Below are 16,496 nucleotides of genomic sequence, written 5' to 3'. Positions count from 1 at the left end.
AGAAGAGATGGTTCTCTTTTTTTATTAAATAGGTTTAAGTTTTATTATGATTAAATAGGTTGAAACTTTGCTTGATATTCAATTTTTTGGTTTAACTTTATATTCAATTGGATTGTTTTTAGGTTCATTTATAGTGCTATTTCTGTCCGCTTGGATTGGGAAAAAAGTTATCGGTAGGAAGGGCGTTAGTAATAATGAGGGCGATGAAGATTTTAGAGTAATACTAGGAGCTACTTTATCTCTTCTTGGTTTAATTATTGGTTTTACGTTATCGATGTCAATAAGTGGCTTCAATAGTCGGCAGGCAGCGGAAGAGTATGAGGCTTTTGTTATTCGTACTGGTTTTATGCGAGCAGATTTATTGACTGAATCGAGCCGTGATTTAATGAAGGCCACACTACGAGAATATTTACAGCAACGAATTAATATTTATGATGCACAATCGCCTGAAGGTATTGACTTTATTAGGATGAAAGTGTTGAATTTGCAGAAAGTATTATGGGAAACAGCGGTGCATGAAACTACCCAGAAACAAACTCCTGTGACCTCATTAGTGATTGCCAGTATTAACGAAATTGTACTCGCTCAACAGAAAACCTTTGCTGGATGGCGTCATCAAATTCCATTAGCAGCTTGGATTTTATTGGTGGTTATTGCAATTAATTGCAATATATTGATTGGTTATAATGCAAGGAAAGTTAAAGGGAAGTTAGGTTTGTTATTTATCTTACCTGCAATGATTTCATTATCATTCTTGATGATTGCTGAAATAGACGCTCCAGGGAAAGGTATTATAAAAGTGACACCTATTAATTTACAAGCTCTAGCTAACATGCTTAATAAAGAATTGTAAATTAGTTTTTATCAATTTAAATTCATATCGAATAGCATATTGCTGAGTGCAGGGGCACGATTATGATAATTATCTGTAAAATCTGCCTGACTAAAGTATTGGCTAAGTGCATTGAGCGCTTCTTTCACTTTTGCAGGCTGCTTATCCCGCGCCGACGTTACGCTATAAACACTGTAGGTATTGAGTGACCATTCGGGTAATAGGGTGACCAGTTGGCCGCTTTCGAGGTATTTGTGCACTTCAGGTTCGGGCAGGGCGGCAAATCCTAGACCATCGAGTGTGAGTTGAATTAACGCTTGCATATTGTTGACGCTAATTCGCTGGCTTGTCAGTTCAAAACACTCTTGGCTGAAGGCGTGGGTTAAGATATCGCCTTTAGCATAAGTGTGATAGATCCGATTTAATTCAGCTAACTCCGTTGGGTGGCTAAGGTTTTTATGCATTGGCAGATAATGGGGTGAGGCGCAAAGTAACATACGCCAATCGGCTAAATGGCGGGCAATTAGGTTGGAATCCGATAAGGGGCCGATGCAAATCGCCAGATCGATACCGTCGTTGACTATATCTATCGGGCCATCTTGCAGTAGTAAATTCAAACTTATCTGTGGATGTGCTGCCAACAGGTAATTAAAAGGTTCGCTTAACAGGCCGCCGCCAAATCCTATAGGCGCGGCAATCTTTAATTCCCCTGATGGAATACCTTTCAAGTTATTAAGTTTCTGCTCCGTGCTTTCGACTATCGCTATGACCTTGCGGCAATTCTCATAGAACAAACTGCCCGCTTCGGTGAGTGTTAGGTTGCGGGTATTGCGGTGGAATAGGCTGATCCCCATGTCCATTTCAAGCTTGGTCACTTGCTGACTTACCGCCGACGAGCTGAGATTTAATTGCTGCGCTGCGGCACTCATTGAGCCCTTTTCTGCGATTGTCGCAAAAACGATCATCCCTTTGATCATGTTTTTATTCATTTTTAAGTAACTCTTACAAGTGAATACCTAAAGTCTAACTTGAGCTGATTGTAACATAGAGATACATTGCCGTATTGAAAATTGTTCTCATTTACAATCTTTGCTCTAATGGAGACTTGTCGGTTATGTTGTTAAGTCGTAAGAAGTACCTCGCTCAAGTGATCACCGCTTTATGTTTGTTGCCCACAGTACCAGTAACAAATGCCCTTGCGGATACCGCATCAGATAAAGAAAAGATGATGGAAAGAATCGTGGTGACTGCATCGGGATTTGAACAGCAAATTCGCGATGCGCCAGCTTCTATCAGCGTGATCACCCGTGAGGATCTGGATAACCGCTTCTACCGCGACTTAACCGATGCCATGTTAGAAGTGCCCGGCGTGGTGATTACGGGCGGTGCAGACCGTCAGGATATCAGTCTGCGGGGCATGGGTAGCCAATACACGTTAATTTTAGTGGATGGTAAACGCCAATCCTCGCGCGAGACACGGACCAACAGTGACGGCCCAGGCGTTGAAGGCGCTTGGACACCACCATTGGCTGCTATCGATAGAATTGAGATCGTTCGCGGGCCTATGTCATCACTTTATGGTTCGGATGCCATTGGTGGGGTAATTAACATTATCACTCGCAAAGTGCCAAACGAGTGGCAGGGTGAGGTGCGACTCGACAGCACTTTGCAGGAAAAATCTGACTCGGGAAATGTGTATCAAGGCAACTTTTTCGTCAACGGTGGTTTGATCAAAGATCTGCTAGGGATGCAACTTTATGGTCAATATACCCAGCGTGAAGAAGATCAAATCTATGGTGGTTACCGAGGTCGCGATGCGACTAACTTGACCGCGAGGTTTGCGCTCACACCCAATGAAAATCACGATATCATGTTTGAAGTTGGTACTTCTAACCAAGAACTCGACAGCAGTTTAGGTAAAACCGTCACACCGTTAGCACCGGGCGAAGCCTGTGGTCGTCGCGGTTGCCCTGAATCTTCAACGACAGAATATGAAAACAGCACCTTCTCCCTTTCACATACAGGTCGTTGGGACTTTGGTACTTCGGATAGCTATATCAAGCATGAAGTGTTTGATAATAAATCCCGTAAGATGAAAATCACTAACACGGATGCGCAATCTAGCCTTATCACTACGTTAGGCCAAAGTCATACAGCGACCTTTGGCGCAGCATTCAACCATCAAGATCTCACCGACGAAACAGGTAACCAAGTGAGTGACTTAACTGATATTAGTCGCAAACAATGGTCGGTGTTTTCAGAGGATGAATGGCGCATTGTCGATAGCTTTGCTCTGACCATGGGGCTGCGTTTGGATGATGATGAAAACTTTGGTCATCATGTCAGTCCGCGCGTTTATGGCGTGTGGGGATTAACCGACAGCACCACCTTAAAGGGCGGTGTATCAACAGGGTTTAGGGCGCCGAGTTTACGCCAGACAGTGCCCGACTGGGGACAAGTTAGCCGCGGTGGCAACATGTACGGTAATCCAGATTTACAACCTGAAACTTCAGTTAACTATGAGTTAGGTTTGTATTCTGATCTGACCGAGAGCATTACCGCCAGCGCGGGTGTGTTCTATAACGAGTTTAATGACAAGATCACCCGTGTAGCTTGTCCTGCGACTCAATGTACCGATGGTCCAAATCAATTTGGTTCTAATCCGACGACTTATGTGAACGTCGACGAAGCTGTGACCCAAGGGATTGAACTGAGTATCGACTATCGCATTCGCTCGAACTTGAGTTTGACAGGTAACTATACCTATACGGATTCGGAGCAAAAGACAGGTGTTTATAAAGGTAGCCCATTGAATCAATTGCCTAAGCATTTGATCCAAGCGTCTTTCAACTACGAGCCTATTGATAATTTAAGCACTTGGTTGAGGGTGAACTACCGTGGCGAAGAGAGCCAACCGACGACAGGACCTTCATCGAGCAGTTTAATCGCCCCTTCTTATACTCTGCTGGATTTGGGGGCTAACTACCAGTTGAACGATAGCCTGAAATTTAGTGCGGGCATTTATAACGCCTTCGATAAGGAAATTACCCAAGAAGAATACGGTTATATCGAAGATGGCCGCCGTTACTGGTTAGGTATGACCTATAGTTTTTAAATTAAAAATAGCGAGTTATAAAGAAGCCAGCACTTAGCTGGCTTCTTTTTTGATTATTCAAAATTCGGTTTACGAATAAACAGGACGCTGAGATCTTGCTTTGGCGTGAACTGTTTTTGCTGGAACTCAAAGGTGAGTGGGTCAGTTTTTTTAAGCTCGCCATCAAAACACAAGCTAATGAGATCTGTGGGCTGGGATTTTTTTAGGGTGAGTTTGAAGTCCTTAATTGACCCTTGCCAGTTATTAGCTGTGACCAAAATATAGCTAAGATGGCTCCATTCGACGCCAATCTCCTGATCTTCACCGTCTTGTTTAACGATAAGGTTGCGCTTCCTAATGCCTTGCTTGGCGTTTTCATCTAAACAGGCCAGTTCAGTGTAAGTATCAATAATACTACTGGCAGTATCGGGGATGCCCGTTGAGATGCTTGGCGTGTAGCTATGGCTGATAGCGACAGATTGGCCCGCGGGAAAGGTTTGTTCCCACACAAAGTAATCACTTAGGGTAAAGGCGATTTGTTGGTTCTCATCCAACCATTGCTTGGGGAGTGCGGGTTTACCCTTGGGGACTTCGGCATATTCGGCAAAGTAAGCGACTTCATCTACACCCCAGCCAAGCTGTTTCAGCTTGGTTGAAATATCGGTTTTATCGGCGAGTTGGGCAACAAGCCTGTGCTGAGTTGGCTGGGTTTTGCCATTCACTTTAAGGGTGAAGTTATCAATGCTGCTGTGATCGGCTGAGCCAAAAAACATCGGTGGCATGGGGAAGGCGATGGGGACGATAAGATCCTGCGAACTGGTGTTGGTAAACACATAATCGACTCTGACTTCGGTCTCGCTGATGAAGAGGGACTCTTTATCCATACTGATATTAGGCTGATATTTCAAGGTAATAGAGCCATTAGCATCGCCAAAACTGCTATCGTTGGCAGAGGCAGTTTCTCCGTAGACGAGTAAAACTATAGCAAAAAGGGGTATGGCTAAGTGTGCTGACATGAACTTCTTAACTCTAGTTGGATGTTTTAGTATCAATGGGGAACGATTATTGCGCGCGGGCGAGGTCGATGGCCGCACTTATCGCATTTCGCGCTTGTGGGCTATTTTTCCAGCAAGTGGTGCGCAGCATGCTGGCGACTAAGTTAGCAATATCATCCACTTCGTGTTGGGCGAGTTGTTGCAGTGAGCTGATGCCAATTTCTTCGAAGCGTTTAATTACCGTCGGGCCAACGCCTTTGAGTGCTAATAAGGCTTGTTTTTCTTGTTCATTAAAACCCATAACGAATACTCCTTTATTGTTGGGATTGTGCTCAATTAATAGTACTGGGCAAGATTACCTTTAAACCGAGTTAACAAAAAGGCCCTCGAAGGGCCTGTTTAGTCTTTATGAATCAACAATCATCAATAAGTGTTACATATCACAGGGTTTGAGCGGTTTACGCAACTGGGCGCGCACGTTATCCATGCCTGAGTAAAACTCTTTCATCATCAATAGACCCATCATCTTACCGTTGTCGGTAACGATCAGATTGTCGGGATTGGTTGGGTCATTTTTGATAGCGCCAATCAGTTTCATCGAGGTCATTTCTTTAAATAAGGCGGTATCTAAATTGACGCCAAAGGTTTCGCGGAAATATTTACGCGATAAACGGCCGGAGAACATGCCCAGCAAAAAGCGATATTGCATCACGTCTTTTTTGCTGTAGTTCTTTTGTTGCTCGACACCCATTTGACCCGCTGCGATGCGTTCTTGGTACTTACGTAGTGAGAAAGTGTTCACATAAAGCGTGTCATTTAAGAAACTAAATGAGCCCGAACCTACCCCTAAGTATTCGTCGTAATCAATAACGTATTCGTCAAATCCTTCGTCATCGGTTTTACCAAATGCCCATGCAGACAATTGATTATATTGACCATTAAGACTGTTTAATATTTGGCGATATTGGTTTGCCATATCCGCTTGCGGCGCCGCTAATTTGCCTTTAACGCTCTTACGGGTTTGATGAGTGATCATCAGCGGATAGGTGGTAATTTGTCTTGGGTCTAAGCGCGATGCCATGTCGAGATCGTGTTGGATCACTTCATCGGTTTGGCCGCGGAAACCAAAAATCAGGTCGACGTTGATAATAGGGAACAACTCTTTGGCACCCATGATCTTGTCGAAGGTTTGCTGACCCGTGCCGAATTTATCGAGTCGGTCGGTCATTTTTAAAATATCGTCATTAAAGCTTTGCACGCCGATAGACATGCGATCCACTAAGCCTTTGAGCTGTTTAAAGCCTGGGCTGTCTAAATGCTGCGGATCGGACTCGCAGGAGACTTCTTTAATACTAGGAAATAGGGTTTTAGCGTGTTCTATGGTACGGGCTAATTCGTCTTCTAATACCGTGGTGGTACCACCACCAATGTACATAGATTCAAAGTCATAGCCGAGGGCCTTGACCATTTCCATCTCTTTACGTAATGAGATGAAGTAGGCACGCGCCTTGTCTTCTTTAAACATAAAACGGTGGAAGGTACAGTAAGAGCACAGGGTATGGCAGAAGGGAATATGTGCGTATAGCATATATTTTTTGCCTTCAACCGGTGCTGGCATCATTTCTGCGGAAAGGGTATCGAGGCGAAGATTCTTATCGACATAGTACTGCATGACCCGTTCCATCGAGCCGAGCATCCAGTTAGGGACGGTAATATTCGCTTGATAAGGCGTTGCGATAGCGCCGCTGAGCGTTTGAATAACTGATGACATAACGATTCCTATCTGAGAGTGCTAACCGTAAACACCGAAATTGCTTTAGGTAATTCACGACCACCTAGCGCAATAAGACTACCTCGTATGTAATTGTTAAAACGTGAACTGGTTATAAGTTACGGTTTCCTAACAAGGAAATCACGGGCTTTTTGTTAAGCAGATCATGTTTTAGCGATTGAGAATGCATTTTTATCATACATTTTTTAGCGAAATTTATTGTAGATTTGCGGGGTTAGCTTACCGCGTCAGTCTAAATGCTGAGATTGAAAATCACCATTCTAGGCATTTTGTTGCTGGCGGATTAGCGCTTGTCTATCCAAGGGGCGGCTGTCATCATCCGAGCGATAAAAATAACCTCTTGATGTAAAGGGCCCACTATGTTGGCAAAGGTAAACCGCTTCTTCCCGCTGTTGGCACTGATAGGCGCAATGACAGCTTATCTGATACCGAGTTGTTTTACTGAGCTTAAATCCGCCATAGTGCCGCTGTTGGTAATCATCATGCTATCTATGGGGCTCACTTTAGATCTTCAGGATTTTGCTAATGCCTTCAAACAGAAACGTGCTGTACTCACAGGACTCGTGCTGCAATTTTCGGTCATGCCGCTCAGCGCATTATTGATCAGCCTGTTATTAGGATTAGATAGGGAACTCACCATAGGCATGGTGTTAGTGGGCAGTGTTGCAGGTGGCACCGCCTCAAACGTGGTCTGTTATTTAGCGAAAGGCGACGTGGCTTTATCGATAACCATGACGGCACTATCAACCTTAGCGGGCGTGGTGTTAACACCATTGATTATTAAGCTGTTGATTGGGGAAATGATCGATATACCCTTCGCCGATATGCTGCTGAGTTTAGTGAAAATTGTGCTGATCCCTGTCAGCGTTGGCGTGATTATCAATCATTTTTTTAAATCGCTGGTGGCTAAAGTCGCTCCTGCATTGCCACTGATTTCTATCTTGGCAATTGTGATGGCGATTACGATTATCGTGGCGTTAAATGCCAATCAGTTTGGTAAAGTTGGCCCCATTATTCTGCTTGCCGTGTTCTTGCATAATGGTCTTGGTCTCGCCTTAGGCTATTTCTGTTGCCGTTTATTAGGCTTTAACCACACAGTTTGTAAAACTATCTCTATCGAAGTTGGCCTACAAAACTCCGGTCTCGCCACTGCTTTATGTATTAAATTCTTTAGCCCCATTTCTGCCATTCCCAGCGCGATATTCTCGATATGGCATAATTTGTCTGGCGCCATGTTGGCGGGATATTGGGCGAGGGAATCGCAAGATTAATAAGATGTTGCTGTCGAAAATAGATAATTCCTGTGGCCTAGCAAGCGAGGCCACAGGCTTAAATTGCTGTGACTAATTAACCGGTAATGGGGTCTCGACAGGCATGAGTGTTAGCTGCAAGATATTTTCTTGCCGGCTTAATGCCAGTGGCAGTGTGTAGTTGGGAAAGCGTAATCCGAATACGGCACCTTGTTGTAACAAGTGATACAGCTGATCTGTCATGGTAATCGTTAAACTGGCGCAGCCATGTTCATCGACTCTGCCTTCTAGTGGTAAGGCGATTTTGTCAGCTAAGGTTAGATACGCCGCCATACGCCAGTGAGAGTTTTCTCCAATATTGTATGTGCTGCCATGCAGTTGGTTGTAGCCTAAACCACAGGCCTGCAAGTTTAATTGGTTTTTGGCCGCTGTTGACAGCGAAATAATCTGTTGTCGCTGCTGTGCCAGAAACTTACCCCACGCTAGCCGATGAATAACTGAGTCCAGTGAGGTGGGAACATACTGATCTTGCTGTTTTAGTGCATTAAAGCGGGCAATGCCCTGTTCCAATTTAGTGAGATCGTCTTCATATTCCAGTTGTGCCTTAAGCAGATTATATGCGGGCGTTTTAGCTTGTTCCATGCCCGCTAACGCTGCTTTCTCGTAGTATGCCAGTGCTTGCACTTTATCAGCTTCTGCGCCCAAACCGCGCTCTTCCATATTGCCTAAATGATAGTTAGCGATGGCAACTTGACGCTTAGCACCTTGTAAAAATGCGGCTTTCGCGCCGCTGTAGTCATTTTCATTTAACAGCAGAGCGCCGTAGTTTGTCCACGCCGTACCATCATCTGCTGCCATACCCAATTCCAGCCACTTTATGGCTTGCTGGCGTAACTGCGGGATGTCGAGGCTTTCTCTTTCGTTGCCGACACTTTGCATCGCCATTAAATAAGCACGCAGATACTCGCGTGAGGCATTATCCAGATAGAGGTTATCGGGCTGGAGTTCAAAGGCTTGCCCAAAGTAACTCCCCGCTTGCTGCGCCGCAGTGATTGCTTTCGCTAGATAGAACCTTGAGCTGGGATCTGCCGGGCTGTGTGCTCGTCCTAGGTTATATAAGGTCGGTAGTTTAAGACCCCGCGCCAGCGCTTCTTCTAACAAGGGGATGGCCTGCGTTTTGCTATCATTATCCAGCGCCATGCTGCCTAGATTATGGCTAGCACGGGCCGAGCCTAAGGCTCTGGCTTGTTCATAGTATTGGCTGGCGGTGGCATTGTCTTGCGTGACGCCACGGCCGAGATGGTAGGCTTTACCCAGTAAGAATAACGCCTCAGCATTGTTCTCTGCTGCTTGCTGCTGTGCTTGTTGCAAGAAAGCGTCGTATTGTTGTTGCTCAAATAGCTGTTCCAGCGCGGACTTTTCTGCAGTTGCTGCAAAGCTTACGGTCAACAGTAATAGGAGAGTAGCAATAGTGAATATCTTCATAACATCCTTGTCGTTAAGCGGGTACTTGTAAGCGGTAGTGCGAGTGAAGTTGGCTAACATAGTGGTTTGTTATGCTACAAGCAAGCCTTGCGGTTTACCACTGTGTTATGGACAGGCGGATGAATTGCAGCGGTAGCACTGCCGTGTGTTGGCGTTACATGGAAGCCGACGATAGCTAATCGTTTATTAGCTGAGTCCGAAGTTTTTTAGTGGTATTCAATATTGTGGGAGTGGGAGATGGGCAATACGTATCTTCATTCCTGAACCATAGGCTTCACGCTCTTATTATTGCTTTAGTACTGTTGGCACTGAATCAATTTAATCATTTTTTGATAAATAATTTTTCTAAAAATACAGTATTAATAATAGGTTAGTTTTCTTGGCTGCGATTTATATTGCAGGTGTGTGACTCGCTTTATATCTCATCTAAAAATCTGACAGCCCAATAATTTTTGTTGTTAGGCCGCAGATTTAAAAGCTTTTTTCAGGGAGCCTAAATCTAAAGCTTAAAATGCGAGACCACGCCGACGAGTTGTTCCTTCGTCGCGGCCAAAGAGGTTGCGCTATTGAGGGTGGCTTTACCGCTTTGATTCAGTTCATCGACCATTTCACGAATGGTCGTCAGATTACGGTTTATCTCTTCGGTTACAGCACTTTGCTCTTCTGCTGCGGTGGCGATTTGATTACTGAGCCCATTAATATCGAACACATAAGTGGTCAGGGTATCGAGATTTTCCGTTACCAGATTGGTGGTATCGGCGGCTTGTTGGCAACTGTGTTTAGTTTGCTCCATTGCGGTTACGGCGGCATTGGCACCAAGATAAAGTTGTTCCAGCATCTGGTTGATTTCTGCGGTACTTGCTTGCGTGCGCGCGGCCAGTGAGCGAACTTCATCGGCGACAACAGCAAAGCCTCTACCTTGTTCACCTGCACGGGCGGCTTCGATGGCTGCATTAAGCGCTAGCAGATTGGTTTGATCGGCAATTTCACCTATTACATTCAAAATCGCGGCGATATGACGGGTATTTTCGTTCATATCATTAATCGCATCAGCAGCGACATCGACTTTAGCGACCAAGGCAATCACAGTGTTGGCAGCTTGTTCAACGGCTTTCTTCGATTTATCCGCTTGCGCATTTGCTTGTTGAGTAAACTGGGCAGCAGATGCTGCATCACCTGCGACATTATGGGCCGTGGCGCTCATTTCAGTCATGGCTGTCACGACTTGGTCGGTTTCAACGGCGTGGATTTGCAGTGCATGATTATTGGCATTTGACTGTACATTCAATTGCCCAATTTGGTCGGACATATGATCCGAGGCTTGGGTAATTTCAGACATAATTTCACGTAGATTACCTATCACGCTGTCGAGATCTTCTGCGAGTGAGCAGAGCTCATTTTGTCCTTTAATATTTGTTTTATGAGTTAGGTCGCCATGGGCAAGACGTTCCATTACCCGTTTTATCTCATTGATTATGTGGACGAGTTGTTTACTCATAATGAGGGCGCTGAAGAGTGACGCTACAATCGCGAACAAGATCAATCCCAGTAGGATACTTTCTGTTGAGGTGACTTTATCTTCAGCTTGTTTGCCTAACTCATGATTTCGCTGAGTGATCAGCGCGACTAATTGGTTGATTTGATTACTGACCTTAGGCCCGAGCGCTGCACGCTCAGCGGTTAGCTCAGGTACTGCTCCAGTTTGTTTAGCGAGTGCCAGTTCTTCTTGGTAGAGACGAACATAATGTTCTGTTTGTGGTAAAAGAGTATGAATAGCTTGAGCATCAGTGCCCATGAAGTCGGTATTAAATTTGGTCAGTTGAGAGACAAGTTGTGCGACCTTATGTTGTTGATCGGCGATAGCTTTACCGTTGTGGACTAAGGTGGCTAAGCGCAGCTCAAAAAAGGATTCTCGTACTGTAGTGAAAGTTTCTGCGAGCTGAGTGTTGTCGACTAGGCTTTTACTGGTCTCACCGAGTTCGTTAAAACTGCGATAGCACGAAATACCTATGATGATCAGTAAGATACTTGTAAACACTGATGGCAATGCCGTCAATGTACTGGTTTTGGCATTTTTAAACATGGTGACCTTCTAGGATAAAAAGCAGCAATGCGTAATTTAATTACGCTATAGGTAATTTTAGCGTGCGCGTGAGTTAGCCAGCAAGAGAGTATTTTATGGAAATCTCTACTAAGATGCTGTTTTTAATTGAATTGTTTTATTGGTGTTGCATCTGGTTGGTTGCTAAGTTACGAAATGTTGTGTTTTTTAAATTCAATTTTTATCTATATGATTGTTTTTATTATTAAATAACTATGATGCATGCAATTTTTTTACAGTGATTTAGCATTTAAATTGGTCTTTGTGATCTCGTACTCAAATGCTACAAATGATTCAAAATGTAATTCAGACATATACTTAAAGCCGATGACTCATGCTGAAATAAAAGCCCCCGCCAGTAGTGATTGACGGGGGCTCTACGTTTGCTAGTGGCTAAGTATTTTTTGGAATACCTACAACTAGATTCCAGTCTTATTCTTTATATTTAAGCGTGCCGTTGGCTTTGATTTCATCAAACCATAGGTTGTGATGTTGGCTGGCCCAGTTTTCATCACAGTAGCCTGACACCATACATTCCATACCACCTTCTGACATCACAGTTGCCATGAAGATGTGTACGATAGAGAAAGCACAGATCACGATAGCGCTCACTGAATGCAGTACCAGTGCGATCAAGCTTAATGTACGGCTTGGCTCGAACAGGTTAGGGAAGAGTAATAACATGCCCGAGGCCGAAATCACTAATCCAAACAGGGCAAATGCCCAGAACCACATTTTCTCGCCCGCGTTAGCAAAACCTGCATCTGGGTGCTTACCTTTGAACGGACCAAAGTTAATGTAACCGCCTACTACCATGAACCACTTTACGTCGTACATTTTTGGCAGTTGGTTTTTCGCCCATAGGGTGGTCATCAATGCCCAACCTATCATGAAGGGAATCGCCATCACGTCATGGATTTGCTTCGCGCCATAGACGATTGCTTCCCAGATGCCTTCGCCCAACCAAGGTAGGAAGAAGAAGCGACCCGCCAGCAAGGTTAAGCCTGTTAAAATCAACAGTAAGCATGGAATCGCGCCTAACCAGTGGATTGAAACATCAAACTTAGACCAGCGATGCACTAACTTGCCTGAAAAACCATGGTGCAGCTTGGAGATGCCATTCACCTTGATAAATAGGACAAAGATAATGATCATACCGAATAGTGCTGCCATTAAGGCGGGCGCTAACCAGTCGCTACGCAGCTCCAATACCCGTAAATCATAGGTATTGATCGGCTGAGCATGAAACTCACTTTGGGAGGTAGTGTATCCCGTGGCACCATCCTTCAGTTGCGCCCAAATTTGGGCATCAGACTGTTGAACTTGATTCGCCAGTTCATCACCACCATTGGCTATACACACAGCACTAAATAACAGTGCTATGGCTAAACCTATGTGTTTGAACCATTTGTTCATCATACATCCTCTCTCACTTAGTCGCGCCCACCTAGATAGGCGCTAAGCTAAGTCTGTGAACAGATCCTGTTGACCTGAATTAATTCCAAGCCGCGTTTTTAGCACCACGATAAGCCACACGCTCACGGAAGATGCTTGAAACCACTTCGGCATCACCCGCTAACAGGGCTTTAGTCGCGCACAGTTCTGCACACATAGGCAGTTTGCCTTCGGCAATACGGTTTGAACCGTATTTTTGGCGTTCTGCATCTGAGTGGTTTTCTTCTGGGCCACCGGCACAGAAGGTACATTTATCCATCTTACCGCGGCTACCAAAGGCACCTTTTTTCGGGAACTGAGGTGCGCCAAATGGACAGGCGTACAGGCAGTAACCGCAACCAATACAGGCATCTTTGTCGTGTAGCACTATGCCGTCGTCGGTTCTGTAGAAGCAGTTTGCTGGGCAAACCGCCATACAAGGTGCATCTGAGCAATGCATACAGGCGACAGAGATTGAGGCTTCACCACGTTGACCATCGTTGATTGTCACTACGCGGCGGCGTTGGATCCCCCACTCGAGAGCGGAGTCGTTTTCGTTTTTACAGGCAGTGACACAACCGTTACATTCGATGCAGCGCTTGGTATCACACAAAAATTTCATTGTAGCCATAATGGCAATTCTCCTAGCTTAAGCTGCACTTACGCTTTAACAATCTGACAGAGTGATGCCTTGGTTTCCTGCATTTGTGTCACAGGGTCATAACCATAGGTCAGCGCAGTGTTACAAGATTCACCAATAACGTAAGGCACTGTTCCCTCTGGATAATTAGGCGCTAAACTTTCTCCGTGCATCACACCCGCAAAGTGGTATGGCATAAAGGTAACGCCGGGTTTTACCCTTGGGGTAACCATGGCTTGTACCTTAATACGGCCACCTTCGGCGCCTTCTAACCAGACATCGTCACCGTTACGAATGCCGCGATCGGCAGCGTCGGCAGGGCTTATCTCAACGAACATTTCCTGTTGAAGTTCAGCCAGCCAAGGGTTGGAGCGAGATTCTTCACCACCACCTTCGTATTCAACCAGACGACCCGATGTCAGTACCAGCGGGTACTTGCCGCTCATGTCTTTGTCTTGGATAGACTTATACAGCGTAGGGAGACGGTGTACTTGCATGTCGTCATAGGTTGGGTATTTTGCCACTAAGTCACGACGTGCTGTGTATAACGGTTCACGGTGTACAGGGACTTGATCAGGGAAAGTCCAAACAATACAACGAGCTTTAGCATTACCAAAGGGGATACAACCGTGCTTGATCGCCACGCGCACTATGCCGCCTGACAAATCTGTTTTCCAGTTTTTACCTTCGGCTTCCGCTTTTTCTTCTGCCGTCAGATCATCCCACCAACCCAATTGTTTGAGCATATCGGCAGTAAATTCTGGGTAACCGTCTTGAATTTCAGCGCCTTTAGAATAAGTGCCATCGGCTAAAATGCTTTGACCCTTATATTCAACACCGTAACGGGCACGGAAGTTACCACCGCCGTCTTTAACGTGTTTGGCTTGGTTATAGAGGATCTGAGTGCCAGGGTGTTTAGCCTCTGGCGTGCCCCAACATGGCCAAGGTAAACCGTAGGTTTCGCCTTTAGCTGGGCCGCCTGCGGCTTCCAACGTCTTGTTGCTGAAAGTGCCCCAGTTTTGGGTGTGTAACTTGATACGCTCAGGGCTTTGACCTGTCATACCGATAGTCCACATACCGCGGTTGATTTCACGGGTGATTTCTTCAATCACAGGTAAACCATTTTCAATCGCGATGCGTTTAGTGTACTGCTCGGCAATACCCAGTTTTTGGGCTAAACGGTACATGATTTCGATGTCGGTTTTAGACTCGAACAGTGGCTCGATGACTTGCTCACGCCACTGGATAGAACGGCCTGAGTTAGATACTGAACCGTGAGTCTCAAACTGAGTTGCCGCAGGCAGCAGATATACGCCATTCTTACGACGGTGCATAACACCTGCCATCGTTGGGAATGGATCGACAACGACGACTGTATCCATCTTGTCTAAGGCATCACGCACTTCACGTTGACGGGTTTCAGTGTTGACAGATTGTCCCCAGAAAAACGCCATACGGATATTATCTTTTTGCGCTAACTTACTCTTATCTTCTAACACGCCATCGTGCCAGCGCGAGCAAGGAATACCTGGCGTAGTCATTGGATCTTTACCTAAGTAGGCGGTTTGATCGAAACGACCTTTCACCCATGCCATGTCCAGATCCCAAACATGGGTCCAGTGACTCCATGCTGCTGAGGTCAAACCGTAGTAACCGGGTAAGTTATCAAATAACAAACCTAAGTCAGTTGCGCCTTGTACGTTATCGTGGCCACGGAAAATGTTAGTGCCGCCGCCTGAAACGCCCATGTTGCCCAGTGCTAATTGCAGAATACAATAAGCGCGAGTGTTGGCATTACCAACGTGGTGTTGAGTTCCACCCATACACCAAATCACAGTGCCAGGACGGTTATCAGCCATTAATTTAGCCGCTTGATAAACCTCGGCTTCGCTCACACCAGTGATGTTTTCGACTTCTTTAGGTGGGAATTTCTTCACTTCAGCACGGATACTTTCCATCTCGAAAACGCGGTGCTTGATAAAGGTTTTATCTTCCCAACCATTTTCAAAAATGTGCCATAACATACCGTAAATAAACGGAATATCAGTGCCTGGGCGAATTGCACAATGCAAGTCTGAATGCGCTGCAGTGCGAGAGAAACGTGGGTCAACGACGATGATTTTGGCGTTGTTTCTTTCTTTAGCGATCAGAATATGTTGCATCGAAACGGGATGCGCTTCTGCTGGGTTTGCCCCGATCAGGAAGATGGCATGAGCATTCTGGATATCGTTGAAAGAGTTCGTTTGCGCACCGTAGCCCCAAGTGTTAGCAACACCGGCTACCGTGGTAGAGTGACAAATACGAGCTGAATGGTCGACGTTGTTTGTGCCCCACATCGCCGCTAACTTGCGGTACATGTAACAACCTTCGTTAGAAAACTTAGCGCTACCCATGAAGTACACTGAGTCTGGGCCAGATTCTTTACGAATGTTGAGCATTTGGTCGCCCACTTCGTTAATAGCATCTTCCCAAGAGATTTTTTTCCACTTGCCATCAACCAATTTCATTGGATATTTCAGGCGTTTTTCACCATGACCATGCTCACGCAGTGCAGCACCTTTCGCGCAGTGACCACCAGCGTTGAATGGATGGTCGAATGCGGGTTCTTGGCCCGTCCACACACCATTTTGTACTTCGGCATACAGGCCACAACCGACGGCGCAGGCACTACAAATAGTACGTTTGATTTCGATTGGCGCATCATGCGGCACTTCTTTGGCTTCGACACGACGCATCATGCCTGTGCCCATCAGAGATGCTGCGGCAATACCACCAGTAGCGATACCTGCGTGCTTCATAAATTGACGACGGCTGATGCCTAACGCCGGTTTGTCTGCCACTGTGGCAACATTGGACTTGCGAGTTAACTTCAT

12 protein-coding genes are annotated in these 16,496 nt (G+C 45.6%); 3 read left to right on the top strand and 9 right to left on the bottom strand.

The window, feature by feature from the left end:
• Positions 1-67: 67 nt before the first annotated feature.
• Positions 68-853: a hypothetical protein gene (locus L5M28_RS20290; RefSeq protein WP_263204265.1), complete on the top strand. Its 786-nt coding sequence runs from the start codon at positions 68-70 to the stop codon at positions 851-853.
• 11 nt (positions 854-864) lie between these two features.
• Here the strand turns inward: L5M28_RS20290 and L5M28_RS20285 are convergent, their stop codons facing one another.
• Complete coding sequence (locus L5M28_RS20285; RefSeq protein ID WP_263204264.1) at positions 865-1,821, bottom strand: LysR family transcriptional regulator; 957 nt, start codon at positions 1,819-1,821, stop codon at positions 865-867.
• A gap of 125 nt (positions 1,822-1,946) precedes the next feature.
• On the opposite strand from L5M28_RS20285, the gene L5M28_RS20280 reads away from it, so the two are divergent.
• Positions 1,947-3,947: a ligand-gated channel protein gene (locus L5M28_RS20280; RefSeq protein ID WP_263197547.1), complete on the top strand. Its 2,001-nt coding sequence runs from the start codon at positions 1,947-1,949 to the stop codon at positions 3,945-3,947.
• Between the two features lie 53 nt (positions 3,948-4,000).
• On the opposite strand, the gene L5M28_RS20275 is transcribed toward L5M28_RS20280, so the two are convergent.
• From L5M28_RS20275 to L5M28_RS20265, 3 genes are all read right to left on the bottom strand, one after another.
• Positions 4,001-4,942: a DUF4424 domain-containing protein gene (locus L5M28_RS20275; protein ID WP_263197545.1), complete on the bottom strand. Its 942-nt coding sequence runs from the start codon at positions 4,940-4,942 to the stop codon at positions 4,001-4,003.
• A gap of 46 nt (positions 4,943-4,988) precedes the next feature.
• Positions 4,989-5,222 carry a hypothetical protein gene (locus L5M28_RS20270; protein WP_011787794.1) on the bottom strand — a complete coding sequence of 78 codons (234 nt, stop codon included), beginning with the start codon at positions 5,220-5,222 and terminating at the stop codon, positions 4,989-4,991.
• Between the two features lie 132 nt (positions 5,223-5,354).
• Complete coding sequence (locus L5M28_RS20265; protein WP_263197543.1) at positions 5,355-6,692, bottom strand: coproporphyrinogen III oxidase family protein; 1,338 nt, start codon at positions 6,690-6,692, stop codon at positions 5,355-5,357.
• Positions 6,693-7,072: 380 nt separating this feature from the next.
• Between L5M28_RS20265 and L5M28_RS20260 the strand changes: the two genes are divergently transcribed.
• Positions 7,073-7,984: a bile acid:sodium symporter family protein gene (locus L5M28_RS20260; RefSeq protein ID WP_263204263.1), complete on the top strand. Its 912-nt coding sequence runs from the start codon at positions 7,073-7,075 to the stop codon at positions 7,982-7,984.
• Between the two features lie 72 nt (positions 7,985-8,056).
• On the opposite strand, the gene L5M28_RS20255 is transcribed toward L5M28_RS20260, so the two are convergent.
• The 5 genes from L5M28_RS20255 to L5M28_RS20235 form a co-directional block, all read right to left on the bottom strand.
• Positions 8,057-9,448, bottom strand: coding sequence for a tetratricopeptide repeat protein (locus tag L5M28_RS20255; protein ID WP_263197540.1), 1,392 nt, complete (start codon positions 9,446-9,448; stop codon positions 8,057-8,059).
• A 499-nt stretch (positions 9,449-9,947) separates the two neighbouring features.
• Positions 9,948-11,531, bottom strand: a complete 1,584-nt coding sequence (locus L5M28_RS20250; RefSeq protein WP_263143244.1) for a methyl-accepting chemotaxis protein — start codon at positions 11,529-11,531, stop codon at positions 9,948-9,950.
• A gap of 450 nt (positions 11,532-11,981) precedes the next feature.
• Entirely contained in the window at positions 11,982-12,965 is a 984-nt protein-coding gene (locus L5M28_RS20245) for a formate dehydrogenase subunit gamma (RefSeq protein ID WP_263197578.1), read from the bottom strand.
• A 79-nt stretch (positions 12,966-13,044) separates the two neighbouring features.
• The gene (fdh3B, locus tag L5M28_RS20240) at positions 13,045-13,614 is read right to left on the bottom strand and encodes a formate dehydrogenase FDH3 subunit beta (protein ID WP_105250558.1); all 570 of its coding nucleotides are present in this window, start codon (positions 13,612-13,614) and stop codon (positions 13,045-13,047) included.
• A 29-nt stretch (positions 13,615-13,643) separates the two neighbouring features.
• On the bottom strand, positions 13,644-16,496 hold the full coding sequence (locus tag L5M28_RS20235; RefSeq protein ID WP_263197539.1) for a molybdopterin-dependent oxidoreductase: 2,853 nt from the start codon (positions 16,494-16,496) through the stop codon (positions 13,644-13,646).

Source organism: Shewanella sp. SW32, assembly GCF_025653365.1.
Lineage (GTDB): Bacteria > Pseudomonadota > Gammaproteobacteria > Enterobacterales > Shewanellaceae > Shewanella > Shewanella oncorhynchi.
This window is presented reverse-complemented; position numbering and strand designations above follow the sequence as displayed.

Excerpts from the sequence above, each read along its gene's own strand:
- L5M28_RS20275 (WP_263197545.1), bottom strand. The coding sequence starts at position 4,942 with ATGTCAGCACACTTAGCCATACCCCTTTTTGCTATAGTTTTACTCGTC.
- L5M28_RS20285 (WP_263204264.1), bottom strand. The coding sequence starts at position 1,821 with ATGAATAAAAACATGATCAAAGGGATGATCGTTTTTGCGACAATCGCA.
- L5M28_RS20250 (WP_263143244.1), bottom strand. The coding sequence starts at position 11,531 with ATGTTTAAAAATGCCAAAACCAGTACATTGACGGCATTGCCATCAGTG.
- L5M28_RS20280 (WP_263197547.1), top strand. The coding sequence starts at position 1,947 with ATGTTGTTAAGTCGTAAGAAGTACCTCGCTCAAGTGATCACCGCTTTA.
- L5M28_RS20255 (WP_263197540.1), bottom strand. The coding sequence starts at position 9,448 with ATGAAGATATTCACTATTGCTACTCTCCTATTACTGTTGACCGTAAGC.
- L5M28_RS20235 (WP_263197539.1), bottom strand. The coding sequence starts at position 16,496 with ATGAAGTTAACTCGCAAGTCCAATGTTGCCACAGTGGCAGACAAACCG.
- L5M28_RS20245 (WP_263197578.1), bottom strand. The coding sequence starts at position 12,965 with ATGAACAAATGGTTCAAACACATAGGTTTAGCCATAGCACTGTTATTT.
- L5M28_RS20260 (WP_263204263.1), top strand. The coding sequence starts at position 7,073 with ATGTTGGCAAAGGTAAACCGCTTCTTCCCGCTGTTGGCACTGATAGGC.
- fdh3B (WP_105250558.1), bottom strand. The coding sequence starts at position 13,614 with ATGGCTACAATGAAATTTTTGTGTGATACCAAGCGCTGCATCGAATGT.
- L5M28_RS20265 (WP_263197543.1), bottom strand. The coding sequence starts at position 6,692 with ATGTCATCAGTTATTCAAACGCTCAGCGGCGCTATCGCAACGCCTTAT.
- L5M28_RS20270 (WP_011787794.1), bottom strand. The coding sequence starts at position 5,222 with ATGGGTTTTAATGAACAAGAAAAACAAGCCTTATTAGCACTCAAAGGC.